The sequence below is a fragment of the Amycolatopsis sp. NPDC021455 genome (assembly GCF_040640995.1).
Lineage (GTDB): Bacteria > Actinomycetota > Actinomycetes > Mycobacteriales > Pseudonocardiaceae > Amycolatopsis.
In genome coordinates this window covers 76,633-102,481 of record NZ_JBFACT010000010.1, presented here as the reverse complement: position 1 = coordinate 102,481, position 25,849 = coordinate 76,633, and the positions used below count along the sequence as shown (strand labels likewise).

General features: G+C 73.7%; 16 protein-coding genes. 8 read left to right on the top strand and 8 right to left on the bottom strand.

Translation table 11 applies throughout. From position 1 onward, the window contains the following. Positions 1-47 precede the first annotated feature (47 nt). Positions 48-1,256 carry a helix-turn-helix domain-containing protein gene (locus AB0G28_RS15725; protein WP_361088721.1) on the bottom strand — a complete coding sequence of 403 codons (1,209 nt, stop codon included), beginning with the start codon at positions 1,254-1,256 and terminating at the stop codon, positions 48-50. Between the two features lie 78 nt (positions 1,257-1,334). Between AB0G28_RS15725 and AB0G28_RS15720 the strand changes: the two genes are divergently transcribed. Both AB0G28_RS15720 and AB0G28_RS15715 read left to right on the top strand, forming a co-directional pair. Then, a complete protein-coding gene (locus AB0G28_RS15720) occupies positions 1,335-2,012 on the top strand; it encodes a TetR/AcrR family transcriptional regulator (protein WP_361088719.1) in 678 nt (225 codons plus the stop codon). A 219-nt stretch (positions 2,013-2,231) separates the two neighbouring features. Continuing rightward, on the top strand, positions 2,232-2,852 hold the full coding sequence (locus AB0G28_RS15715) for a cutinase family protein (RefSeq protein ID WP_361088717.1): 621 nt from the start codon (positions 2,232-2,234) through the stop codon (positions 2,850-2,852). 69 nt (positions 2,853-2,921) lie between these two features. Here the strand turns inward: AB0G28_RS15715 and AB0G28_RS15710 are convergent, their stop codons facing one another. From AB0G28_RS15710 to AB0G28_RS15680, 7 genes are all read right to left on the bottom strand, one after another. Next, complete coding sequence (locus AB0G28_RS15710; protein ID WP_361088715.1) at positions 2,922-4,133, bottom strand: lipase family protein; 1,212 nt, start codon at positions 4,131-4,133, stop codon at positions 2,922-2,924. Between the two features lie 30 nt (positions 4,134-4,163). Then, positions 4,164-5,147, bottom strand: coding sequence for an alpha/beta hydrolase family protein (locus AB0G28_RS15705; RefSeq protein ID WP_361088713.1), 984 nt, complete (start codon positions 5,145-5,147; stop codon positions 4,164-4,166). 13 nt (positions 5,148-5,160) lie between these two features. Continuing rightward, positions 5,161-6,738, bottom strand: coding sequence for an acyl-CoA carboxylase subunit beta (locus AB0G28_RS15700; protein WP_361088711.1), 1,578 nt, complete (start codon positions 6,736-6,738; stop codon positions 5,161-5,163). Continuing rightward, entirely contained in the window at positions 6,738-13,058 is a 6,321-nt protein-coding gene (locus AB0G28_RS15695; RefSeq protein WP_361088709.1) for an SDR family NAD(P)-dependent oxidoreductase, read from the bottom strand. The genes AB0G28_RS15700 and AB0G28_RS15695 overlap by 1 nt, the downstream gene beginning before the upstream one ends. Continuing rightward, on the bottom strand, positions 13,055-14,806 hold the full coding sequence (locus AB0G28_RS15690; protein WP_361088707.1) for a fatty acyl-AMP ligase: 1,752 nt from the start codon (positions 14,804-14,806) through the stop codon (positions 13,055-13,057). Before AB0G28_RS15690 ends, AB0G28_RS15695 begins: the two co-directional genes overlap by 4 nt. A gap of 93 nt (positions 14,807-14,899) precedes the next feature. Beyond that, positions 14,900-16,285, bottom strand: coding sequence for an MFS transporter (locus AB0G28_RS15685; protein WP_361088705.1), 1,386 nt, complete (start codon positions 16,283-16,285; stop codon positions 14,900-14,902). Continuing rightward, complete coding sequence (locus AB0G28_RS15680) at positions 16,282-18,279, bottom strand: MMPL family transporter (RefSeq protein ID WP_361088703.1); 1,998 nt, start codon at positions 18,277-18,279, stop codon at positions 16,282-16,284. The genes AB0G28_RS15685 and AB0G28_RS15680 overlap by 4 nt, the downstream gene beginning before the upstream one ends. A gap of 288 nt (positions 18,280-18,567) precedes the next feature. Between AB0G28_RS15680 and AB0G28_RS15675 the strand changes: the two genes are divergently transcribed. The 6 genes from AB0G28_RS15675 (at position 18,568) to AB0G28_RS15650 (ending at position 25,811) form a co-directional block, all read left to right on the top strand. Beyond that, complete coding sequence (locus AB0G28_RS15675; protein ID WP_361088888.1) at positions 18,568-19,824, top strand: helix-turn-helix domain-containing protein; 1,257 nt, start codon at positions 18,568-18,570, stop codon at positions 19,822-19,824. Between the two features lie 68 nt (positions 19,825-19,892). Continuing rightward, positions 19,893-20,993 (top strand): aldose epimerase family protein, encoded by a 1,101-nt coding sequence (locus tag AB0G28_RS15670; RefSeq protein WP_361088701.1) that lies wholly within the window; start codon positions 19,893-19,895, stop codon positions 20,991-20,993. A 108-nt stretch (positions 20,994-21,101) separates the two neighbouring features. Next, positions 21,102-21,830, top strand: a complete 729-nt coding sequence (locus AB0G28_RS15665) for a transporter substrate-binding domain-containing protein (RefSeq protein ID WP_361088699.1) — start codon at positions 21,102-21,104, stop codon at positions 21,828-21,830. Between the two features lie 124 nt (positions 21,831-21,954). Further along, entirely contained in the window at positions 21,955-23,601 is a 1,647-nt protein-coding gene (locus AB0G28_RS15660; protein ID WP_361088697.1) for an AMP-binding protein, read from the top strand. Positions 23,602-24,031: 430 nt separating this feature from the next. Then, on the top strand, positions 24,032-25,123 hold the full coding sequence (locus tag AB0G28_RS15655) for a DnaJ domain-containing protein (RefSeq protein WP_361088695.1): 1,092 nt from the start codon (positions 24,032-24,034) through the stop codon (positions 25,121-25,123). A 25-nt stretch (positions 25,124-25,148) separates the two neighbouring features. After that, positions 25,149-25,811 (top strand): HAD-IA family hydrolase, encoded by a 663-nt coding sequence (locus AB0G28_RS15650; protein ID WP_361088693.1) that lies wholly within the window; start codon positions 25,149-25,151, stop codon positions 25,809-25,811. Positions 25,812-25,849: the final 38 nt, after the last annotated feature.

Genomic DNA, 25,849 nt, shown 5'->3' with positions numbered 1-25,849 from the left:
AAACTAGAACATGTTCTCGCTTTGGACAAGGTGGGGCCGGAAAGCGGCTACGACTCGGCGGCGGGGAACTCGTTCCGGGCGATGCGCAGGCCCGACGCGCGCAGCGCGGCCTGCATGGCGAACCGCGCGTCCGGGTCGTCGAGGCGGTCGCCGAAGGCCTGCTTCAGCTGGCGCACGCGGTAACGGACCGTCTGCGGGTGCACCGAAAGGTCCACCGCGATCTTCTCGGAGTTGCCGCCGTTCTGCAGCCAGGACAGCAGGGTTTCGCCCAGCCGGCCGCGCGTCCGGTCCGGGAACTGCGCGAGCGGCGCCAGCTCCCGGCGGGCGACCTGCTCGGCCAGTGGCGAGTCCTGCAGCAGCCACAGCTCGGTCAGGTGGTCGGTACACCACGTGACGGGGGCGTCCGGGAGCGCGCCGTCCGCCACCAGCCGCAGGGCGGTTCTCGCCCAGCGCAGGGAGTGCCCCGCCGCCCCGAGCTCCGTCGGCGGCCCGACCGCGACGCGGGTGCCGAGCCGGGTCAGGCTCCGCGCGTCCGCCGGGGCGGGCAGCAGCAGGTGCGGCTGCGGCGGGTCCAGGTCGGCCAGGACTTCGGGGCCCCACGACGCGCTCACCGTCGCCTCGGCGGCGACCGCCACCACTTCGCGGGGGACCGGCCAGCCGGCCGCCGCCGCGAGCTCGGCGAGCACCGCTTCCGGGACCGCGCCCGGGCCGACGAGCAGCCGCAGCAGCCGCCGTCGCAGGCCCGCCCGGGTGCCGTCGATCTCCGCGCAGGCTTCCCGGTAGCCCCGGCTGGACATCCGGGCCAGCTCGTCGGCGAAACCGAAGAGCATCTCGGCCAGCTGGGCCATGACCGCGGACGAAAGCCGGTGCCGCCGGCCCAGCCGCATGATCCAGCGCCAGCCGACCCGGGTGCCGATCCGGTAGGCCGACTGGAGGTCGTCGAGGGTCCGGCCCTCCCGCGCCTCGCCGGCCCCGAGCCGGCGGCAGGTCTCGTACAGCCGGTCCCGCGAGGCCAGCGGGTCCTCGACGAGGTCCACGAAAAGCGCGACGGCGCACTCGACGCCGTGCCGGGTCACGCGGCCGTAGTCGCCCGGCCGGGCGTAGACCGGGACCGCCCGCCACACCTCCCGGACGATCGAGTCCACCAGCGCCGGCAGGGCCGGGCGCATGAGCGAGGCCAGTTCTCTTCTCCGGAGTACGTCTTCACCGGCGTCCCGGGGAGCCGGGACGGCTTGCCGAGCACTGTCGCGGGACACCAGGGTTCCTCCACCGGGGACGGCGACGGAGCGTGCTTTACCTGACAGTAAAGCAGGGAGACCGTAGAGTACACCTCCATGAGCCGGCAGAGTTCTCCTGATCGATCCAGCGCTCGCCGCAGCCCGGCCGCCCGGCCCACCGACGACGAACTGCTCGACGCCGCGCGCGCCGTGTTCGCCGAACGGGGATACGCGCAGGCCACCATGGGGCTGATCGCGGATCGCGCCGATACCACCAAGCCCACTCTCTACGCGCATTTCGGCGACAAAGCCGCCCTTTTCCGCACCACCGTGACCCGGGAGGTCGCCGCCTTGCGGGACTGGGTGATCCGCGCCCACGAATCGGCGGGCGGGCACCCGGTGGAGGAGCGGGTCCGGATCTCGGTGATGGCCATGTTCGGGTACGCCGGCGCCCACCCGGAGAGTTTCCGGCTGCTGTTCGACTCCGCCGTCGACGAGATGTCGAACGAGCGCCGCGCCCTGGCCGACACCATCACCACGCACGTGATCGGGCAGGTGCGCGAACACCTGCACCGCCACGGCCGCCCGGCCGGGCCCGGCGCGGACCTGCTCGGGGCGATGATGGTCGGCCTGGTGGGCCGCGCCGCGATGCACGTCTCGCACTCCCCGGGCCTCGACCCGATGGCGGCGGGCGAACTGGCCACCGGGTTCGTCATGGCCGCGCTGCGGGGCCTGGATCCCGCGCTGCTGGACCGGCTCGAGACCGCGCAGCCGGCCGGTCAGTTCACCACCTGAGCGTCCACTCAGGACTCTTTGTCACCACCTGGACAATTCCCGGCGTGAAGCGAAAACACCTCTTGCCGGGGCCGGCCACCGCTGCGACGCTGCGTTTACCACAAGCGTCGTTTCCCTTTCCGATCCCCACGGAAAGCGCTTGCCGACTCCCGTTTCGACACAAAGAGGTGTTGATCGACCATGATTCGCGTCCCCAGGAATCGTTTTCTGTCCGCCGCAGTGACGGCCGGTCTCGCCGCCGCCGGCCTCACCGTCGCCGCCGCGCCCGCGGCCTCGGCCGCGCAGTGCACCGATATCGACGTACCGGTGGCCCGCGGCACCTTCGAACCCGGCACGCTGGGCGTGTTCGTCGGAGACCCGGTCTACCAGGCGATCCAGAACCGGCTGCAGCCGCGCTCGCTGAGCGGCTACCGCGTGGACTACCCGGCCGACCTCGGCGAGCCGGCGTCGGTGCAGAAGGGCAACACCGACCTCGTCAACCACGTGCGCTCCCAGGCCGCTTCCTGCCCGCAGCAGCGATTCGTCCTCGTCGGCTACTCCCAGGGCGCCAACGTCGTGGACAACTCGATCGGCGTCAGCAGCGACGGCGCCCTCGTCGGCGGCCCGATCGTCGCGACCATCCCGGCGGACCTGGCACCGCGGATCGCGGCCATCGTGCTGTTCGGCAACCCGATCCGCGCGATCGGCCGCCAGGTCACCGGCCCCTATCAGGGCCGCACCAAGGACTACTGCGCGTCCGGCGACCCGATCTGCCAGTCCGGCGGCACCGACATCCTGGCCCATCTGAGCTACGGCGGCCAAGCCGACGACGCCGCCGACTTCGTCGCGGGCAAAGTCTGATCCCAGTCCGTGAAGGCCTCCTTCCCGGCCATAAGAGCCGGGAAGGAGGCCTTCACGGACTTTCTTTCCTCAGCAGTTGGCCGGGGCGGTTTCGCCGTTGAAGCGCTTGACGATCCATTGGTGGGCATCCGCGTTCCCGGCGAGAACTCCGGAGACGTGGTCGGCGAGATAGGTGTTCCACTGCTCGCGGACCCCGGCCGCGCAGTACGTCCGGCGCAGCGTTTCCGCCTGCGGGGTGTTGACGATCTCGTCGGTGCTCGCGTGGTACTGGAACACCGGCACCCGCGGCGGGTGGGCACCGAGCTTGTTCTGCGCCAGCCGCGCCTGCCACTGCGGCGTGTCCAGCGGGTTCGACGTCGTGAAGTCGCTGATCTTCTTGAACGGGTAGTTCAGCAGCAGCTCCAGCATGCAGGCGTTCTTCTTCGCGTCGTCGAGCTGCTGACGGCCCGTGTCGTTGAGGAAGGAGTCCAGCTTCAGGTCCGGGTACGCCGCGTCGAGCCCGACCGAGGCGAAGGCCAGGAACCCGAAGCCGACGTAGCCGTCGAGGCCCTTGGCGACCTCGGTCAGGTCGGCCGGTACCCCGCCCGCGACGACGCCGACGACGTTCAGCTCAGGCGCGTACGTGGGCTGCTTCTCCCCGGCCCACATCGATCCGCCGCCGCCCTGCGAGTAGCCCTGGAAGATCACCTTGGCGCTCTTGGCCAGCTTGGCCGACGGCAGGTTCTGCGCCGCCCGCACCGAGTCGATCACGGCCGGGCCCATGGACTGCCCGGTGATGTAGGTGGGCACGGTGGTCGGCGAGTAGCCCTCGTAGTCGGTCACCGCGACGGCGTAGCCGCTCGACAGCGAGTCGTTGATGGCGGGCTGGTCGTACAGCGTGCCGCGCTCCATCGCCTTGGAGGCCGTGCACTTGAACGCCGGGCCCTGCGTGCCGACGGCGTAGCCGACGATCGGCGCCTTGGCCGGGTCGACTCCCTTCGGTACCAGGATCGTCCCGGTCACCGCGTCGGGACGGCCCTGCGCGTTGGTCGAGAGGTACATGACCTGCCAGGCATCGGCGTTGAGCGCGTTCAGCAGTGGCACCGTGGGCCGCCACCGGATGACGTCACCCGGTTTCCCGGCGGGCAGCGGGGACGGCGGGGTGTAGAAGGAGTCGTCGAACGGGCCGGGCAGGACCGGCGCCGCGGCGACGGCGGGCGGGCTCGCGGCCACCGCCCCGAGCGCCACCAGGCAGCAGGCCAGGAGCGCCGGCAGCAGGGACCGGACATGGACGTGCTTCATCGCAACCTCCATCGGGGAAAGGGAATCCGCTCAGGCCGGGAGGCCGAGCGCGCCGGCCAGGACCGGCCAGGAGTTGTGCAGGGCGCGTTGCCAGTACGGCCAGCTGTGGGTGCCCGGCCCGTAGTAGTCGACGGTCGCCGGGATGTTCGCCTGCCGCAGCTTGTCGGTGAAGCTCTGCGACGACAACAGGGCCGACGTCTCCAGGACGTCGCCCTGCGCCCCGGCGGGGTCGAGCGGCCCGGCCTGCCCGCTGCCGCACGAGACGTAGAGCGCCGTGCCGCGCAGGTCATCGACGTGGTCGGCCGGGTTGTGCGCGGACCACAGCGGCTTCATGGACCAGACGTCGCCCCAGAGGCTCACGATGTTGTAGGACCCGGTGCGGATCAGGATGCCGGCGATCCAGGCCGGGATGCCCGGGTAGAGCGTGTCCGGCACACCGCTGTAGGAGGCCGCCGCGCCGAACATCCCCTTGTGCAGGAACGCGTATGCGAGGGCGCCGTAGCCGCCGATCGACAGCCCGGCGATCGCCCGGCGCGTGCCGCCGCGGTAGCCCCGTTCGACGATCTGGCGGACTTCGGCGGTGTGGAACGTGTCCCAGTCCGGGGTGCTGCTCAGGCCGAAGTTCCACCACTTCGTGTACATCCCGGCCGGCCCGTCGGTCGGCATCACGACGAGGGCGTCCTTGGTCGCGGTGAACGCCTTCACGTCGGTGAACTGGTCCCACGAGCGGTAGTCGACCGGCTCGCAGCAGCCGTGCAGCAGGAACAGCACCGGCCACGTCCGCGTGGGCTGTGCCGCCCAGCCGGACGGCACGATCAGCCGGACCATCCCGGTCGTGCCCAGCGCCGGCGAGTCGATCTTCAGGTCGACGGTCCGGGCGTCCAGCCACGTCTCCTGCACGACTTTCGCACCGTCGTCGGCGGTCGCCGGGCTCGCTTCGGCGGTGGCGGTCACCCCGCCGGCGAGCAGGACCCCGACGACCGACAGCACCAAGGCGATCCGCAACCGCTTCATCGCCACACCTCTTTCACAGGGGGATGTTTCCGTGTTTCCTGGGCGGCAGGGTCTGCCGCTTGGTGCGCAGCGCCCGCAGGGCCCGCGCGACCTGCAGGCGGGTTTGCGACGGCGTGACGACCTGGTCGACGTAGCCGCGTTCGGCGGCCAGGTACGGGCCGGTGTGGCGCTTGCGGTACTCCTCGGTGAGCCGGCGGCGGGCGGCTTCCCGCTCTTCGATCGGCAGCGCGGCCAGCTCGCGCCGGTACAGCACCCGCACCGCGCCTTCGGCGCCCATCACCGCGATTTCGGCCGTGGGCCACGCCATCGAGACGTCCGCGCCGAGGTGCTTGGACCCCATGACCGCGTAGCCGCCGCCGTAGGCCTTGCGGACGACCACGGTCACCTTCGGCACGGTCGCTTCGGAGTAGGCGTAGATCAGCTTCGCGCCGCGGCGGATGATCCCGCCACGTTCCTGGTCCGTACCCGGCAGGTAGCCGGGGACGTCGGCCAGGGTGAGCAGCGGGATGCCGAAGGCGTCGCAGAAACGCACGAACCGGGCGGCCTTTTCGGACGCGTCGATGTCGAGCACGCCGGCCTGGTGCCGCGGCTGGTTCGCGACGACGCCGACCGTCCGGCCCTCCACGCGGCCGAAGGCGCAGATCATGTTGGCCGCGAAGGCGCTGTGCACCTCGGTGAACTCGCCGTCGTCGACCAGCCGGGCGATCAGCTCGGCCATGTCGTAGGTCTGGTGCGGCGAGTCGGGCACCAGCCGGTCGAGCTCGAGATCGGCCGCCGTGACATCGGGGGCGGTGTCGTCGGCGTACTCGGGCGCGGGGTCGAGGTTGTTCGAAGGCAGGTACGCGAGCAGGGTCTGCACCCAGTCGATCGCGTCCCGCTCGTCGGCGGCCCGGTGGTGGGCGTTGCCCGCCACCTCGCTCTGCACGGCCGCGCCGCCGAGCTCCTGGGCGGTGACCCGCTCGCCGGTGACGGCGTGCACGACGTCCGGGCCGGTGACGAACATGTGCGCGGTTTCGTCGACCATCACGGTGAAGTCGGTCATCGCCGGGGCGTAGACCGCGCCGCCGGCGCACGGGCCCATGATCATCGAGATCTGCGGGACGACCCCGGAGGCGTGGGCGGTGCGGCGGCCCAGCTCGGCGTAGTACGCCAGCGAGACGACGCCTTCCTGGATCCGGGCGCCGCCGGAGTCGTTGATCCCGACGACCGGGCAGCCCAGGGTCATGGCCAGGTCCATCACCTTGAGGACCTTTTCGCCGGAGGCCTCGCCCATGCTGCCGCCGAAGACGCTGAAGTCCTGGGAGAACACGCAGATCTGGCGGCCGTCCACGGTGCCGTGCCCGGTGACCACGCCGTCGCCCCACGGGCGGTGGGCGTCCATCCCGAACTCGGCGCAGCGGTGCCGCGCGAACTGGTCGAGCTCCACGAAGGACCCGGGGTCCAGCAGCAGCCCGATGCGCTCGCGGGCGGTCAGCTTGCCCTTGGCGTGCTGCCGGTCGACGGCCCGCTTCTCGGCGATCCGGACGGCTTCGTCCTGCCGGGCGGCGAGGTCGGCGATGCGGAACGCCGTGGTCGGGGTGAGCTCGTCCATCACCGCACCTCCGCCTCGAGCCGCTCGGCCAGCGCCGCCGCGAGGGCGGTCACGTGCGGCGGGTCGATCATCGACACGTGGTCGCCGGGGACCCGCACCACTTCGAGCGCGCCGCAGAACTCGTCCCAGCCGAGGGTGTCGTCGGTGCGCAGGTAGCGCGGGTCGAGCGTCGTGGTCAGCGGGTGCGGCTCGCGGGCCCGCAGCAGCAGGACGCGGCCGTCGTGCCGGCCCGGGGTGTACCGCTCGGCGACCCGGGCGTCCACATAGGACTCGTACTGGTGGCGCAGGACGCCGGCGCCCATGTCCGGCACGTACTCGGTCAGCTTGGCCATGACCCACTGGATCTGGGCGTCCTCGTCCAGCCGCGCCAGCTCCTCGCGCGGCACGGTGAACGGCACCCCGTACGTCCGCGACACGTGGTCGGCGAACCGGTCGAAGCGTTCCAGCAGCAGCTCTTCCGCCGGGGTCCCGGTGTCCGGCAGCGGCAGGATCGTGTCGATCAGGACCACCAGGTCGACCCGCTCGCCCGCCGCGGTCAGCCGCCGCGCGGTCTCGTGCGCCAGGCAGCCGCCGAACGACCAGCCACCCAGCCGGTACGGGCCGTGGGGCTGGATTTCGCGGATCAGCTCGAGGTAGCGGGCGGCCTTGCCCTCGACGGTGTCCTCGTCGATCCGCTCGAACCCGTACACCGGCCGGCCTTCGGGCAGCAGCCGCACGAGCTCGCGGTAAACGCTCGTCGGCCCGCCAGCGGGGTGGAAGAGGAACACCGGCTCGGCGCCGACGCCGTCGCGCAGCAGCCGTACCGGGCCGCCGCCGTGGCCTTCGAGCTCCGCGCGCAGGAGGTCGGCCATCGCGGCGACCGTCGGTGTCGCGAACAGCCGTTCCACGTCCGGCACCGAGTCCAGCTCTTCGGCGAAAACCGACCACAACCGCCGCGCCCGTTCGAGGTCGCCGCCCGCGGCGAAGAAGTCGTCGTGCACCCCCGGCTCCGGCCCGCCCAGTGCGGCCTGCCAGTGCCGGGCCACCCAGCGCTCGGCCGGGTCGCGCGGCCCGGCGGCGGCGGGCTCGCGCGGCGCGGCGGAGCCGAAGCCGGCCTGCTCGGCGAGGTGGCCGGCGAGCTCCGCCAGGCTGGCCCCGCGCAGGAGCAGCGGGATCGGCAGCGGCAGGCCGAAGTCGCGTTCCACCGCGCCCCGGGCGCGCATCGCCGACAGCGAGTCCAGGCCGAGCTGGGTGAGCGGCACGGTCCGGTCGACCTCGGCCAGGCCCAGCAGGTCCGCGACGAGCCCGCTCAGGTGGTCGGCGATCGCGGCCCGTGCGGCCTCCGGCGGGACGGCACGCAGCGCGTCCAGCCCGTCCCAAGTGGACGGTTCGGTCCGCGGCGCGAAAAGCGCGAAGAACGGCCGGTCGGCCAGCCTGGGGAACAACTCCAGCACGGTCGCGGAGTCCACCCGGGCCACGCCGGTCGCGGCGCGGTCGCACGCCAGGACGTCGTCCAGCGCGCCCAGGGCTTCCTCGGTGCCGAGCGGGTCGAGCACCGGGTTGGCCGAGCCGGCGGCGGCGCCGGTCTCGCCCCACGCGCCCCAGCCGATCGTCGCCGCCGGGAGGCCCTGGGCCCGGCGCCACGCGACCAGGGCGTCGGCCCACGCGTTCGCGGTGGCGTACGCGGTCTGGCCCGGCGACCCGAACAGGGCGGCCGCCGACGAGTACACCAGCCACCAGTCGGGTTCGTGCCCGGCGGTCGCCTCGTGGAGCCGCCAGGCACCCAGCGCCTTAGGCCGCCAGACGGCGTCGAGCGCGTCGCCGTCGAGGGTGATCGCGGCGCCGTCGGCCAGGACACCGGCAGCGTGCAGCACCCCGCGCAGTGGCACGCCTCCTTCGACGGCCGCCGCGATCAGCTTCTCCGCCGTGCCCGGCTCGGCGATGTCTCCGGGCACCACCCGCACGTCGGCGCCCAGGTCGCCCAGGCCGGGGTCGGCGGCGTGCCGGCCGTTCAGCACCAGCCGCGTCGCACCCCGGCCGGCCAGCCACTTCGCCGCGGCGAGGCCGAGGCCACCGAGCCCGCCGGTGATGACGTAGGCGCCATCGCGGACCGGCTCGCGCACCGGGTCGCCGAGCGCGGGACGGACCAGCCGCCGGGCGTACCGGACGCCGTCGCGCCAGGCGACCTCGTCGTCCGGCCCGTCCGCGCGGACTTCGTCCCACAGCCGGGCCGCGTCGCCGTCGAAGTCGGCCTGGCTCACCCGGAGTTCGGGGTGTTCGAAGGCGAGCACGCGCACGAGCCCGCGCAGCGCGGCCTGGTCCGGATCGCCCCGCTCGCCGGGCAGGACGCTCTGTGCGCCGGTGCCGACCAGCCACAACCGGGGCGGCACCGGCAGCTCGGCCAGCTCGGCGACGACGCCGGTCAGGGTCTCGACCAGCCGCGCCGCCCCCGCCGGGTCGGGTCCGGCTTCGCGGGTGAGCATGGCGAGCACCGCGGTCACTTCGCCGTCTCGCAGCAGCTTCGCCAGCTGCCGCCGGTCGCCGAGGCGGGCCGTCCGCACGTCGTCCCCGGCGCATTCGCCGTCGGTCAGCACGATCCAGCGGTGGGCCCGTGCCGGCGCGGCGGGCAGCTCGGCCGGTTGCCAGGCCGCCTCGAACAGCAGCCTCGCCGACGCCGTGTCGCGGAACCGGCGGCAGTAGACGTCCCGGAACTCCACGAGGACGACGTCGTCGGCGTCGACCAGCTGGACGCTGCCGAGCACGCCGTCCCCGGCTTCCCCGAGCACGGCGTCCACCCGCACACCCCGGCGCGGGTCCCCGGCGACGACCACTTCGCCCACGGCGAGCGGCACGTAGAGGGCGTCCGCCTCGCCGACGGCCGCGGCGAGCGCGTGCAGGCAGGCGTCGGCGAGCGCGGGGTGCAGCACGTAGGCGGGGTGGTCGGCTTCGGGCTGCACGATCGCCGCCGACGCGCGGCCGGGCGCGGCGGTCACCCGGCGCAGGCCGCGGAAAGCCGGGCCGTAGGACTGGCCCAGCTCGGCCAGCGCCCGGTACAGGTCGACCGGTTCGCCGCCGGCGTTCCCGAACGGCGGTGACGGCGTGCCCCCGGTGCCGATCCGCGCGGTGGCGTGCCGGACCCACTCGCCGCGCGCGGACTTGGCGTGCACGCTGAGCTCGGTGCCACCGAGACCGGTCGTCACCTCGGTGTGCCCGGCCAGCGGGAGCAGCTCGCGCAGTTCGAGGTCGAGGACGCGCCCGCGGGGCCCGGCCGCGGCGAGGGCCAGTTCGAGGAAGCCGGTCGCCGGGAACACGGGTTCGCCGCGCACGGTGTGGTCGGCCAGCCACGGCAGCGCGGCGGTGCCGACGTCCCCGCGCCACAGGTGCCCGCCGGCGGGGTTTTCGACGTGCACGCCGAGCAGCGGATGCGCACCGCCCGAGCGGACGGCGGGCCGCGGCCAGAACCGCCGGTGCCGCCAGACCGGCCCGGGCAGCTCGACCGGCGACGTCCGGGGCCGGGCGTCCAGCACCCCGGGCCGGCCGTCGACGTGCAGCCGGGCGAGGCTGGTCAGGAAGGCCGTCCGCTCGTCGATCCGGCGGCTCGCCGAGGCCAGGCCGGTTTCGCCGACGGTCTGCTCGACGGCGGCCAGAGCCACCGGGTGCGGCGAGATTTCGACGAAGACGGTGTGGCCGTCTTCGGCGGCCGCCTGGAGGGCCTGGCTGAACCGCACCGGACGGCGCAGGTTCGCCGCCCAGTAGTCGGCGTCGAAGGTGGGCGTCTCCCGCGGATCGTCGAGAACGCTGCTGTAGCAAGCGATTCCGGGTTGCCCGGGAGCGAGCCCGGCCAGCGCGGCACGGAACCGCCCGAGCACGGGATCGACGGCGGCGGAGTGCCCGGCCCCGCCGACCGGCAGCCGCCGGGCCAGCCTGCCGCGGCTTTCGGCGTGCTCGACCACGGCCGCCACGGCGTCGGCGGCCCCGCTGATGGTGCACTGGGTCGGCGACGCGTACACCGCGACGGTGACTTCGGGAAATTCCGCGACCTCGGCGGGGGAAAGCTCGACGACGGCCATGGCACCACCGCCGCCGAGGTCGAGTTCGGCGAGCAGCCGCGCCCGCGCGGCCATGATCCGCAGCCCGCCGGAGACATCGAGCGCCCCGGCGACGACAGCGGCGGCGACCTCCCCCATCGAGTGCCCGAGCACGGCGGCCGGAGCGACGCCGTGCGCCCGCCACAGCTCGGCGAGGGCCAGCTGCATCCCGAACAAGGCGAGCTGGGTCGCGGCCAGGCCGGGGAGTTCGCCTTCGAGAGCCTCCCGCAGGGAGAACCCGGCGCCGTCGCGGAAGACGGGATCCAGCGCGTCGATCTCCGCGCGGAACGCGGGCTCGGAGCGCAGCAGCAGCCGTCCCATCCCGCTCCACTGGGACCCATAGCCGGAGAACACGAAGACGACTCCCGAACGCCCCAATGTGGCGTTCGGTGCGCTCAACGCACCCAATGTGGCGTTCGGTGCATCCAACGCACCCAATGCCACATTGGGGCGCTTGGGACCGGCACCGGCTGCGCCGCTCGTGATACCCCGGCCCGCCGCCAGCTCGCGCAACGCCGTGACCACTTCGTCCCGGCTCTCCCCGACCACCGCGCCCCGCACCGGCAGGTGCTCGCGCCGGTGGGCGAGCGTCGACGCGACCGCGTCGAGCGGGACCTCGCGGGACTCGAGCCAGTCCGCCAGCTCCGCGGCCCGCGTCCGCAGCACCTCCGCCGACCGGGCCGACAACGCGAACACCTGCGGGCCCTCCGGCCCACCGCGGGGCGGGAACGCCGCCGCGGGCCATTCCTCCAGCACGACGTGCGCGTTGGTGCCGCCGAACCCGAACGCCGACACCCCGGCCCGCGCGGTCCCGGAGTAGCGCGGCCAGTCCGTGCCCGAGGCGACCACCTCCAGCCCGGTGAAGTCGATGTGCGGGTTCGGCGTGCGGAAGTGCAGGCTCGGCGGCAGCCGCCGGTGCGTCATCGCCAGCACCACCTTGAGCAGCCCGGTGATCCCGGCCGCGCCTTCGAGGTGGCCCAGGTTGCTCTTCACCGAGCCGAGCAGCAGCGGACGCTCCGACGTGCGCCCGGCCCCGAGCACCGAAACCAGCGCCCCCGCCTCCAGCGGATCGCCCAGCGGCGTCCCGGTCCCGTGCGCCTCGACGTAGTCCACAGAGGACGGATCGACGCCCGATACCGCGTAGGCGTCGCGCAGCAGGGCGGCCTGGGCTTCCGGGTTGGGTGCGGTCAGGCCGTTGGACCGGCCGTCGGAGTTCACCGCGCTGCCGCGGATCACCGCCAGCACCCGGTCCCCCGCCCGCCGGGCCGCCCGCAGCGGCTTGAGCACCACCACCCCGCAGCCCTCGCCGCGGGCGATGCCGTCCGCGCCGGCGTCGAACGGCTTGCAGCGGCCGTCCGCGGCCAGCACCCCCGCGCGGTGGAACCCGGCCGTGATCCCCGGCGACAGCAGCACGTTCACCCCGGCCGCGAGCGCCGTCTCGCTCTCGCCGCGGCGCAGGCTCTGCACCGCCTGGTGCACCGCGACCAGCGACGACGAACACGCCGTGTCCAGGGTCAGGCTGGGACCGCGCAGGTCGAGCAGGTACGAGAGCCGGTTCGCCGCGATGCTCGCCGCGGCCCCGGTGCCCGACCAGACGTCGACGCCCGGGACGTCGGTCATCGTCAGCGAGCCGTACTCGGTGGCCGACAGCCCGACGAACACGCCGGTCCGGCTGCCGCACAGGCGGCCCGGCGGGATGCCGGCGTGCTCCAGCGCCGCCCAGACGACCTCCAGGAGGAGCCGCTGCTGCGGGTCCATCGCCTCGGCCTCGCGCGGGGTGATGCCGAAGAACTCCGCGTCGAACCCGGCGACGTCGTCGAGGAACCCGCCGCGCGCGGGCACGCCGGCGAGGTCTTCGGCCGGGGCGAACGTCTCCCAGCGGCCCTCGGGGACCTCGCCGATGCCGTCACCGCCGGCCTCGAGGAACCGCCAGAACGCCTGCGGGGACTCGATCCCGCCCGGCAGGCGGCAGCCGAGGCCGACGACCGCGATCGGTTCCCCGTCCTCCCGCAAGGGAATGTAATCCGGCATCGATTCCACAGTGGACAGATGGTCGGCGAGCGCGGTGATCGTCGGGTACTGCCACACCAGCGTCGGGGCGAGCGGGCGGCCGACGAACCGGCCGAGGTCCGCGGCGAGGACCGTGGCGTCCCGTGAGGACAGTCCGGTTTCGTGCAGGGGCCGGTCCGGGTCGGCCTCGCCGGTCCGCGCGGTCAGCCAGGCGCGGATCGCGGCGGCGTCCGGCGCGCTCATGCGAGCCGCCGCACGGTGAGCGTTCCGTCCAGATAGGACTCCCGGCAGCGAGCCCGGCTGATCTTGCCGCTCGACGTGCGTGGCACCTCGCCGGGCGGCAGGAAGACGACGTCGTGCAGGCGCAGGCCGTGCCCGGCCGACACCGCCGCCCGCAGTTCCGCCGTCGCCGCGACGACGTCGGCTTCGGTGTCCTTGGCGCGCTCCAGGACGACGACCGCGGCTTCCCCTTCGCCGCTGTCGATCGCGAAGGCCGCGGCGGAATGCGGCCGGACCGCCGGGTGCTCTTCCGCCGTCTGCTCGATGTCCTGCGGGTAGTGGTTGCGGCCGTCGACGACGACCAGGTCCTTCAGGCGGCCGGTCACGAACAGCTCACCGTCGAAGACCACGCCGAGGTCGCCGGTCGCCAGCCAGCCCTCGCCGGTGCCCGGATCGCGCGGCGGCAGGCCGAAGGTGGCCGCCGACGCTTCGGCCCGGCCCCAATACCCGCTTCCGACATTCGGGCCGCTGACCCGGATTTCGCCCACCGCACCGGGTTCGGCGTGCGCCCCGGTCACCGGGTCGGCGATCCGCACGCGCTGGCCGACCGGGCGCCCGCACGAGACGAGCGTCGTGGCGGCGGCGCCGGGCGGGGCCGGCTCGGCGTGCCCGGCGGCGAGCCGGGCCCGGTCGAAGGTGACCTGCCGGGGCGGCTTCCCGGCGTCCGTGACGGAAACCAGGACGGTGGCTTCCGCCAGGCCGTAGGAGGACCGGTGGACCTCCGGGCGCAGCCCGCACCCGGCGAAGGCGTCGTGGAACTTCGCGATCGTGGCCGGCAGCACCGGCTCGCTGCCGTTGATCAGCGAGACGACCCGGCTCAGCTCCAGGTAGTCCTTTTCGGCTTCGGTGACCCGCGAAGCGCAGTAGGCGTAGGCGAAGTTGGGGGCCGCGCTGATCCCGCCCGGACTGGCCGAAAGCGCCCGCAACCACCGTGCGGGCCGCTCCAGGAACGCCAGCGGGTCCATCAGCACCGACGCCAGGCCGCCGGCCACGGGCGCGCCGATGCCCAGGATGAGCCCCATGTCGTGGAACAGTGGCAGCCAGCTCACCGCCGACGTCGTCCCGCTTTCGGCGCCGTAGGCGGCACACGCCTGGCGCGCGTTGGCGAGCACGTTGCCGTGGGTCAGCACGACCCCGGCCGGCGAGCGCGTGGAACCCGAGGTGTACTGCAGGTACGCCGGTTCGCGGGGATCCGGCGCAGGCCAGTCGCGCGTCCCGGGCGCGACCGCGGGCACGGTGTCGACGGCGACCACCGCCGCGGCGACGCCGCAACCGCCGAGGAACCCGGTGACCGCGCCGGTTTCCGCGGCCGTGGTCAGCACGACCCGCGGGCCGCAGTCGGCGAGCGCCGCGGCCAGCCGGCCCTCGTGTCCGGGCAGGCCCGGGGCGAACAGCGGCACGGCGACCAGCCCGGCCCGCAGCGCGCCGAGGAACGCGACGACGTAGTCGGCGGACTGACCGGCCAGCACCGCCGCCCGGTCACCGGGACCGGCCAGTTCGGACAGTCGCGCGGCGACCGCGTCGACCCGCTCGTCGAGCTCGCGCCAGGTGAGCGTCACCGCCCGGCCGTCCACGCCGTACCGGTGGTCCAGGTAGGTCACCGCGACCCGGTCGCCGAGGCGGCGCGCCCAGTGGCCCAGCAGGGTCGCGAACGACTCGCCGTCGGCAGCTGCTTCGCCGGTGAGGGGAACCGGCTGGGAAATGGTTTCCATGGCTCCTCGCAAAGAGCGGTTACCGGCGCAGAGTGAAGAGCCGCCGGTGCGGTTGTCAACGAACGCGAACTCGGATACTCATCGGGAAACGGATCAGGGGACCGCGCTTTTGTCATGCGGCGACGAGGTAGCACGGTGCCGCAGCACGCGGACGGCCAGCAGCGCGCCGGCGAACGTCAGCCCGGCCGCGGTGAGCAGACCGGCGGTGTACCCGCTCGCCAGGGCCGCACCGGGCGGGACGCCCGCGTCGAGCCGCAGCCCGCGCACCGCGGTCAGCACGGCACCGATCGCCGCCACGCCCAGCGCGCTCGACAGCTCCCGGGCCGCGGTGAGCAACCCGGAAGCCGCACCGGAATGCTGCTCCGCCACGACATCCAGCGCGTGTGAGGTCATCGGGACGGTGAACGCCGAGCCCGCCCCGATCAGCACCATGCCCGCGACGCGGGGCAGCAGCGCCGGGATGTGGTTCACCGCGGCGAGGGCGAGCAACCCGGTCCCGACCGCGGCCAGCCCGGCCGCCACCGTCCGATGTGGACCGGCGCGGGACGCGGCGGCGGGGACGAACGGCGCCGCCAGCACGACCGCCACCGCGACCAGCGCGAGCGGCAGCCCGGCGCGGAGCGGGCCGAGCCCGAGGAACTCCTGGTGCAGCAGCGGCGTGTAGAAGAAGACGCCCGAAATCCCCAAGCCCCACAGCAGCTGCAGGACGAGTGCCCCCGTGAACACCCGGTTGCCGGTCAGGGCCGCCGGGACCAGCCGCTCCCGCGCCCGCTGCTCCCGGATCAGGAACGCCACGCCGGGCACGGCCGCCGCGGCGAGCAGCGGCAGCGCGAACCGGGGTTCGGCCAGCGCCGTGGTGAGCAGCACCAGGCTCGCCGTCACCAGGATCATCGCCGTCACCGGCGGCGCGCGGGTCCCCCCGGCCCGGCCGCGTGACACGGCTGCCGGCACCAGGACGAGCATCGCCGCCACGAAGGGCAGGTTGACGAAGAAGATCCAGGCCCAGCCGAGGTATTCGCTCAGGACACCGCCGAGGGCGGGGCCGAGGGCCAGCGCGGCCGCGAGGCACGCCGTCCAGACCGCGGCGCCGAGCGTCCGGCCGCGCGCGTCGAGGTTCGTCCGCAGCAGGCTCAGCAGGCCGGGCACGAGGAAGGCGGCCGCCACGCCCTGGAGCACGCGGGCGGCGACCAGCAGCCACAGCGAGCCCGCCAGCCCGCCCGCCGCCGCGCCGCAGCCGAACAGGACGAGGGCGGCCGTCAGGGCCGGGCGCCGTCCCCAGCAGTCCACCAGCGCGCCCGCCACCAGCAGCAACCCGGCGAACGGCAGCATGTACCCGAGCGCGACCCACGGCAGTGCCCCGAGGCCCAGCGCGAGGTCACGGGCGATCGACGGCGCGCCCGCGGCGACGATCGTGTTGTCCAGCGTCGTGACGAACGCCCCGAGCGCGACCAGCGCCAGCGTCGCCGTCCGCCGCGTCATCGCGCGCTCCCCACCGGCTCGCGGACGACCGTCGTCCGGCGGCCGGGAAACCACCAGTTCGCCGGGCCGAGGCGGGCCATCACCGCGGGCACGAGCACGCACCGGACGACGACCGCGTCCAGGAGCACGGCGACGGTCAGCCCGACACCCGCCTCCCGCACGACGCGGGCGTCGACGAAGGCGAACGACACGAACACCAGCGCCATGATCAACGCGGCGGCGGTGATGGTGCGGCCGGTCGCCGCGACGCCGTCGACCACCGCCGCGCGCGTGTCCCCGTGGCGGCGCCACGCCTCCTGGATGCGGGCGATGAGGAAGACCTCGTAGTCCATGGACAGCCCGAACAGCCCGGCGAACAGGAACACCGGCAGGTACGGCTCGATCGGGCCGCCGAAGGCGAACACGACCGCGCCGGTCGTCGCGGCCGCCGTCAGCAGGTTCATCACCGCCGCGGTCAGCGGGATCGGCACACTGCGGAACACCCAGGCCAGCAGCAGCACCGAAATACCGACGACACTGGCGAAGAACAGCGGCAGCCGCGCGGTGATCGCCGCCGAGAAGTCGGCTTTGGCCGCGACGGCGCCGCCGACGTGCGCGTCCGGGCTGCCGACGACGGTGGCCATCACCCGCGTGGAGGCCAGTAGGTCGCCGGTGGCCGGATCGTCGGGCGCGGTCCTCGGGATCACCGTGAGCAGCCAGCGATCCCCGGGCAGCGGAACGGGCGGCTCGACGTCGGCGCTCGCGAGCAGCGCCTCCCGGAGCATGTCCGGCGAGCCGCTGGTCCCGACGACCAGCAGCGGGGCGTCCGCGCCCGGCCCGAAGCCCGCTTCCAGCAACTCGGCGGCGGTCCGCGTGACGCTGCCGGGCGGGTCGGACGCGGCGCCCGGCACGCCCAGCCGCAGCTCGGTCATCGGCAGCGCGAGCACGGCCACGACCAGCAGCGCGGCCACGGTGTACGGCCCGGGCCGGGCGGTCACCGACCGCGCGAGCCGGGCCCAGCGGCCGCCGCTGCCGTCCGGCCGGACACGCATCCGCCGGGCGACCGGCCGCAGCAACGCCGGCAGCAGGGTCAGTGCGGCGAACCCCGTCAGCAGCACCGAAACGGCGGCGGCGACCGCGATCCCGGTCAGGAACGGCAGGCCGACGGTCAGCATTCCGGCCAGCGACACGCACACGGTGAGCCCGGCGAAGACCACGCTGCGGCCGGACGTCGCGGCCGCGACGGCCAGCGCCGCCGCCGGTTCGGTGCCGTCCCGGCGACCCTGCCGGTAGCGGGTGAGCACGAACAGCGCGTAGTCGACGCCGACACCGAGCCCGAGCAGCGCGGCGATCTCGGTGCTGATCTTCGGCACGGTCAGGACGTGCGACACCAGCGTCACGGCGGCGAGCGCACAGCCGACCGACACCGCGGCGGTGAGGACCGGGAGCAGCACGCACGTCAGCGAGCCGAAGGTCACCAGCAGCACCAGGGCCGCGGCGAGCAGGCCGATCCCGGCGTTGCCCAGGTCGGGCGCGGCCGCCGTCGTCGCGGCGAGCTCGCCGGACGCCCCGGCGGTGAGGCCGGCGGCGTCGCGGACGACGGCGGCGAACGCGTCGGCCGTGCCCTGTCCGAGGTCCGTGGCCGGCGCGTCGAACCGCACGGTGAGCACCGCGGTGGTCCGGTCGGCGGACACGCGGCCGGGTGGTGGGGAGACCGCGACGACGTGCGGGACCGTCGTCAGCCGGGCGGCGAGCGCGTCGAGCCGGGCGCGGCCCGCGCCGCTGTCGACCGGGCCGTCCGGCGCGCGGACGACGACGCGTTCCTCGTCGCCGGCCGCCCCGCTGCCGCGCAGCAGGTTCGCCGCCGCCGTGCTGTCCGCGGCGGGCAGGTCCACCGTGTCGCGGAAGGCCGCGCCGGTGCGCAGCGCGGCGAACCCGAGCCCGGCCAGCGCCACCAGCCACAGCACGGTGACCACGCCGGCGCGGCGGAAGCACCACGAAACGAGCGTCGTCATCCGTCTCCTCCCGCGTACCGGGGTTGATCACGCTAACAACGGGAAGGCGCGCGAAGATACCGTCCCGCTTCACAAATCGGAGTGCGGAAACCCGTGCCACGGTGAGTGATCCGCGGTTTGTCGGGCACGTGACAAACCCCGGTGCGGCTGTTGGCCCCGGGGTGACAGAACCCGATCTCCGCGCAGGGGTGGCGGTTGCCAAGTCCGATCCCGTGTGAGTACATGACCTCCGCGCCGACGAAGGCGCGACCTTTCCACGAGGTGCTGCGAGGGGTGTGGACCATGACCATGACCCGGACGGTCACGCAGGCGGCGGCGGTTCCGCACCCGAGGAGCGCTCCCCGCGCGCGGCAGCTGTGGTGCTCGCTGCCGTCGGAGCTCGCGCGGCGGTTCCGGCCGCACGCCGACCCGCTCGCCCGGCGGATCCTCGAGGAGATCCAGCGGTCCGTGCCGGAGTACGCCAAGCCCCTCGAGGGCGAGTTCGGCAAGATGATCGTGCTGGCCATCGAGCACGCGGTGCTCAGCTGCATCGACAGCATCGAGAACCTGGCGTCCACTCAGGACAATTGGGCGAAGCTGTTCGTGGAGGTCGGGAAACGCGTCCACCACGACGGCGGCAGCCTCAACTCGCTGCAGGCCGCCTACCGCGCGGGTGGCCGGGCGGCGTGGCGTTACATCGCCGAGCTGGGCCAGGCCCACCGCTTCCCGGCGGCGGTGCTCTGCGTCGGCGCGGAGGCCATCTTCGCTTACGTGGAAGAGATTTCGTCCTACTCGGTCGAGGGATACACGCTGGCGCAGGCGATGGCGACGGGCACGCTCGACCGGCGGCGGCGCCGGTTGTTCGAACTGCTGCTCGCCAGCCCGCCGTCGTCCCCCGCGGCGCTCGCGACGATGGCCAAGGCGGCGCAGTGGACCATGCCGGAGTGGGTCACCGTCGTCGCGCTCGACCCGCGGACCGAGCTGCAGCGCCCGCCGTCTCCCCAGGTCGCCGACGACGTGCTCGTCGATCTCGACGGCCCCGAGCCCTGCCTGCTGACCCCGAACCCGGACCGCGACCTGCGCGGGCTCGAAGGCCGCCTGCCGGGCTGGCGCGCGGCGGTCGGCCCCCGCGTCCGCCCGGCCGACGCGGCGACGTCGCTCCTGTGGGCCCGCCGCACGCTGGACCTCGTCCGCCGCGGCCTGGCCGGCGACGACCCGGTGACGCACACGGCCGATCACCTGGCGACGCACTGGCTGCTGGCCGACCGGTTCCTGCTGGACGAGCTGTCGGCGAAGGTGCTCGCCCCCTTCCGGAACCTGACGGCGAAGCAGCAGACGCGGCTGTCGGAGACGTTGCTGAGCTGGCTGGAGCACAACGGGAGCACCCCGGAGATCGCGCAGGCCCTCGGCATCCACCCGCAGACGGTCCGGTACCGGGTGAGCCAGCTGACCGACCTGTTCGGCGACCGGCTGGCGGACCCGGCGAAGCGGCTGGAGATCCAGATGGCGCTGCGGGCCCACCGCCTGCTGGGCACCCGCCCGGCGGGCGGCGGACGCGTCTCTTGACCGTGCGTGCCCGCGAACCTAGAGTCTTCACGGACTGTTAGCGCTAACAGCCGCTGGAGGACCGTCCGATGACCGTGTTGCCCCTGCCCGAGCCCACCCGGGAGTTCTTCGGCCGCGCCGGCGACGCCGACGTCCACCGGTACACCCTGGGCCGGCCGGGCGGGTTGACCGTCCGCGTCCTCGACTACGGCGGCGTGATCCAGTCACTGGAAGCACCGGACCGCGACGGGCGGCCGGGCAATGTCGTCCTGGGCTTCCCCACGCTGGACGGGTACGTCGCCAACAACCGGCCCGACGCGGCCCGGGTGTTCCTGGGCGCGCTGATCGGCCGGTACGCCAACCGGATCGCCGGCGGCACGTTCACCCTGGACGGCGTCCTGCACCGGGTGCCGGTGAACAACGGAAAGAACAGCCTGCACGGCGGCCCCGAAGGGTTCGACACACGCGTGTGGTCGGCGGCCGCGTTCGCCGACGCCGAAGGTGCCGCACTGCGGCTCACCCTGATCAGCCCGGACGGCGACCAGGGCTACCCCGGCCGGCTCACCACCGAGGTGACCTACCGCGTCGACCCGGGCGACCGGCTGCGCATCACCTACCGTGCGACCACCGACGCGCCGACGGTCGTCAACCTGACCAACCACACGTACTGGAACCTGGCGGGCGAAGGCAGCGGCGACGTCCACGAGCACTGGCTGACGATCAACGCAAGCCGCTTCTGCCCGGCCGACGAGGGCCTGCTCCCCATGGGCGACCCGGCCCCGGTCGAAGGAACGCCGTTCGACTTCCGCACCACGACGTCGATCGGCGCCCGCCTCGGCGAGCCCGACCCCCAGCTGGTGATCGGGCAGGGCTACGACCACAACTGGGTGCTGGACGACGGTTCGCCGTTCGCCGCCCGGGCATGGGACCCGGCGTCCGGCCGCCTGTTGACGATGTGGACGACCGAGCCGGGCCTGCAGTTCTATTCGGGCAACTACCTCACCGAGGACCTGGCCGGCACCAGCGGCCGGCGGTACCACCGCGGCGCCGGGTTCGCGCTGGAGGCCCAGCACTTCCCGGACTCGCCGAACCGCCCGGACTTCCCCAGCACGGTCCTGCGGCCGGGCGAGGTGTACCAGCAGGAGACGGTCTACGAGCTGGCCACAGCGGACCGGCCACCGGTGGCGTGAGCGACAACCGCGGGGCAGCCGACGACACCAACGACCACCACGGGCAGCCGGTAGCGTGAGCGACAACCGCGGGGCGGCCGGCGGGGAGTCCCGCTACCGTCGCCGGGCATGGGAGAACTTTCCGCCGTCGCCGCCGATCTCGCGCCTACCGGTACCCTGCGGGCCGCCGTCAACCTCGGGAATCCCGTGCTCGCGCACGGTACGCCGGCCGAACCGGGCGGGGTCACCGTCGATCTTGCCCGCGAGGTGGCCGCGCGGCTGGACGTGCCCGTGGAGTTCGCCTGCTTCGACGCGGCGCGCAAGTCCTTCGAAGCGCTGACTTCGGGCGCCGCCGACCTCGCGTTCCTGGCCGTCGAGCCGGCCCGGGCGGCCGAGGTGGCCTTCACCGCGCCGTACGTCGTCATCGAAGGCGTGTACCTCGTGCCGCGCGAGTCGCCCTTCGCTTCGCCGGCCGAGGTGGACCGGCCGGGCGTGCGGATCGGGGTGAAAGAAGGGTCCGCCTACGACCTGTACCTCACCAGGACCCTCCGGCACGCGACGATCGTGCGCGGCGAAGACGGTGTCACCGCGTTCGAAGCCCACGGCCTGGAGGTGGCCGCCGGGATCCGCCGTCCGGTGACCGCCTACGCCGCCGCGCACCCGGGGACGCGAGTCATCCCCGAACGGTTCATGGAGATCCGCCAGGCCGTCTGCACGACCCCCGATCGCCGCCCGGCGACGATCGCGTTCCTGCACGGGCTGGTCGAGGAACTGAAGGCCGGCGGGTTCGTCGCCGAGGCACTCCGCCGCGCCGGCCAGCCGGACGCCGTCGTCGCCCCGGCCGCCGCGGAGGACTGACACGCAAATCGCCTCTCGGTCGCCGCCGTCATCGGTACGACATTGCGCCTTCTCGACGGTCGCAACCGGTGTTACATTCCTCGAGGTACGGAGCGATCCTGCGGTCGAGACCCGAGGGGCTGCGATGAGGCTTACTCCCAGCGCTCACACCGACTCGTTCTGCCGCGACCGGCTGCCGCCCGGCGACCAGTGGCCGCGGCTCGTGTTCGACCTGCCGGAACTGCGGTACCCCGACCGCCTCAACGCCGCCACGGCGCTGCTCGACGACACCATCGCCCGCCTGGGCCCGGACCGGCCATGCCTGCGCTCGCCGGACAAGTCGCCGGACAAGTCGCCGCACGAGACGTGGACCTACGGCGAGGTCCTTGCCCGCGCCAACCGCATCGCGCACGTCCTCACCGCCGAACTCGGCGTCGTGCCCGGGAACCGCGTGCTCCTGCGCGGCACCAACACGCCGTGGCTCGCGGCGTGCTGGCTCGGCGTCCTCAAGGCCGGCGCGGTCGCCGTGACGACCATGCCGATGCTGCGCCGGCACGAGCTCGACAAGATCGTCGAGAAGGCCCGGCCGAGCGTCGCCCTGTGCGACGAGCACCTGCTCGACGAACTACCGCCGGATTTGCCCGTCGTCGCCTACGGTATGAAACTGGCCGAGCGCTGCGAACGCCACCCGGCGGCCTTCGCCGACGTGCCGACGGCCGCCGACGACGTCGCGCTGCTCGCCTTCACCTCCGGCACGACCGGGACCCCGAAGGCGACCATGCACTTCCACCGCGATCTGCTCGCCATCGCCGACACCTTTTCCCGGCACGTCGTGCGGCCGGAAGCCGGCGACCTGTTCTGCGGCACCCCGCCGCTGGCCTTCACCTTCGGGCTGGGCGGCCTGCTGGTGTTCCCGCTGCGCGCCGGCGCCTCCGTGCTCCTGCTGGAACGCGCGACGCCGAAGGAGCTGGCGTCGATCGTCGCCGAGCAGGCGGTGACGGTGCTGTTCACCGCACCGACCGCCTACCGCGCGATCCTCGCCGCCGGCGAGGGGCCGCTGCTGGCCGGGGTGCGCCGCGCGGTCTCCGCCGGGGAAGCACTCCCCGCCACCGTGGCCGAGCAGTACCGCGAGGTCACCGGACGGCCGCTCATCGACGGCATCGGCAGCACGGAGATGCTGCACGTGTTCATCTCCGCGGCCGACGGCGACGTCCGCCCCGGCCGGACCGGCAAGGTCGTCCCCGGTTTCCGCGCCGCCGTCCTGGACGTCGACAGTCTGAATACCGGCCTGAATACCGGCCTGAATATCGGCAGCCGGCCGGCGCCCGACGGCACGCCCGGACTGCTGGCGGTGCAGGGCCCCACCGGGTGCCGCTACCTCGACGACCCCCGGCAGGCGGACTACGTGCGCGACGGCTGGAACATCACCGGCGACACCTACGTCCGCGAGCCGGACGGCTACTTCCGGTTCGTGGCGCGCAGCGACGACATGATCGTCTCCTCCGGTTACAACATCGCCGCTCCCGAGGTCGAAGAGGTGCTGCTGACCCACCCGGACGTCGAGGAGTGCGCGGTGGTCGGCACGCCCGACCCGGACCGCGGCGCGGTCGTCACCGCGTTCGTCGTGCTGCGGCCCGGCGTCACCCCGGGCCCGGACGTCGTGCACGCCCTGCAGGAACACGCCAAAGCCGTGGCGGCGCCGTACAAGTACCCGCGCCGGGTGCGGTTCATCGACGCGCTGCCGCGCAACGCGAGCGGGAAGCTGCAGCGGTTCCTGCTGCGCGAGCGGTGAGGGTGACGGGCCCGCTGCCGAGGTGGGGTGGCGGTGGGCCCGTCACGTCTGGGGGTTGCCGGGGACATGCCTCCATCGTAGCCGAGTATTCGAACACGTGTTCGCGTCTATTCGAGTGAAATCCGACTACGAAAAGTCACGTACAACCCGCATTTTCCGGCGACCGCAACACTTCCGGGCGACAAACAGTCCTCAATGGACGGTCGCCGAGCACCGCAAACGTGACGCAGGCGCCGCGAGACGCGCCGTCACGCTCCCGCGGAAGCCACCACACCGGGCCGCCCACGCGGGCCGCCGACGGCGGTAGAACGTCGGACACCGCGGTGACCTGGCGCGCGGGCATCACCCTGGCGCGCCGAGGAGGCGGTGACGGACGCGAAACCCCGACCCCATAAAGTCTTCGCGCAGCCAACCGGAGGTGAACGCCCGCGTGCCCGACGTCGACTACTACGAGGTGCTCGGCGTCCGCCGGGACGCCACGGCGGCCGACGTCAAGACGGCCTACCGCCGGCTGGCCAAGACGATGCACCCCGACGGCGGCGGTACGGTCGGCACGTTCCGGCTGCTTCGCGAGGCCTACGACGTCCTGAGCGACCCCGTCGCCCGGGCCCGCTACGACTCCGGCGGCGCCACCGTGGTGCCCGTGCCGGTCCGGGCGCGGCCGCGACGCCGCTTCGGCGACGAGCCGGGGTTCGTCCCCGGCCTGCCCGATCTCGACGCCGAAGACCTGAGCTGGTGGCACTTCGCCGCCGAGGACACCCGGATGCGGCACGGCAGGCGGCGCGGGCCGGGGCACGCGCCGGCGGTCGCCGCGGTGGCCGGGATGGTGCTCGTGCTGCTGCCGCTGGTGACCGGGGTAGGGTTCTCGCCGCCGGTGCTCGTCGTCTGGCTGCTGCTGACCGCCGGGACCGCGCTGCTGGTCCAGCGGCTCGCCCGCGGCTACCTGCGCGCGAGGAAGGCCCGCGAGGAGTACGCCGAGGAGTTCGGCGGCCGCACCGTGTTCGGCACGCCCGGCACCGAGCGCGACGAGCTGGCCGAGCGCCTCACCGCGGACCTGCTGGAGGGCTACCTGACCCGGCTGCCCGGCGCCCGGATCTTCCACGGCCTCGCCTGGCCCGGCTCGGTGTTCGCCGACGTCGACCACGCCGTGCTGTGCGGGAAACGCCTGGTGCTGATCGAGTCGAAGCTGTGGCTGCCCGGGCACTACGGGACCGCCGAGGACGGCAGGCTGCTGCGCAACGGAAGGCCGTTCCGCGGCGGCGGCAGCCGGCTCGCCGAGAGCCTCGCCGCCTACCGCGACCTCCTGCCGGGCGTGGCCCTGCGCGGCGTGATGATCGTGTACCCGAGCCGCAGCGGCGACCTGTCCACGGCGGACCCCGGCGACCTGCCCGTCGCGCCGATGACGCCGGAGGAGTTCCTGCACGAGATCGGCGAGTGGCTCGCCGCCGATCCGTCCACAGTGGACCACGAGGCGCTGCGCACGCTGCGTGACCAGGTGGTGGGCGGCGGCCGGGCGGCCTGAGCGGCGGCTGCCACACTCACGGGTCATGCGCGCGCTGATCTTCGACTTCGACGGGCTGCTGGTGGACACCGAGGCCTCGGCCTTCCGCGCCTGGCGGCAGGTGCTCGCCGGGTACGGTGCCGACCTGCCGCTGCCGGTGTGGCAGGCGGTGATCGGCGGGCAGTCGAGCGTCGCCGCCGTGCTGGCCCACCTGGAAGCCGCGATCGGGACGGTCGATCGCGAGGCCGTCGTCGCGCGGTGGCGGGAGACGCACCTGACCGCAGCCTCCCGGCTGCCGCTGCGGGACGGCGTCGGCGAGTTTCTCGCGGCCGCGCGGGCCGAGGGGCTGCGGCTCGCCGTCGCGTCGGGCGCGACGCGCGACTGGGTGAGCGAGCACCTGGAGCGGGTCGGGGTGACCGGCCACTTCGCGGTCGTGTCCGCCTTGGACGGGCATCGGCCCAAGCCCGCGCCGGACGTCTACCTGGCCGCGCTCGACGCACTCGATGTGCCCGCCGCCGACGCCGTGGCCTTCGAGGACAGTCCGGCCGGTGTCGCCGCCGCGGTCGCGGCCGGGCTGCGCTGCGTCGCCGTGCCGAACGAGGTGACGTCCGGGCTGGCCTTCCCGGGCGCGGAGCGGGTGCTGCCGTCGTTCGTCGCGGTCACTCCGGGCGATATCACCCATGATCGATCAAAATGCCACAGACATTGACAGGCCGATGGCCATGATGTGAAGCTCATCAACCAGGA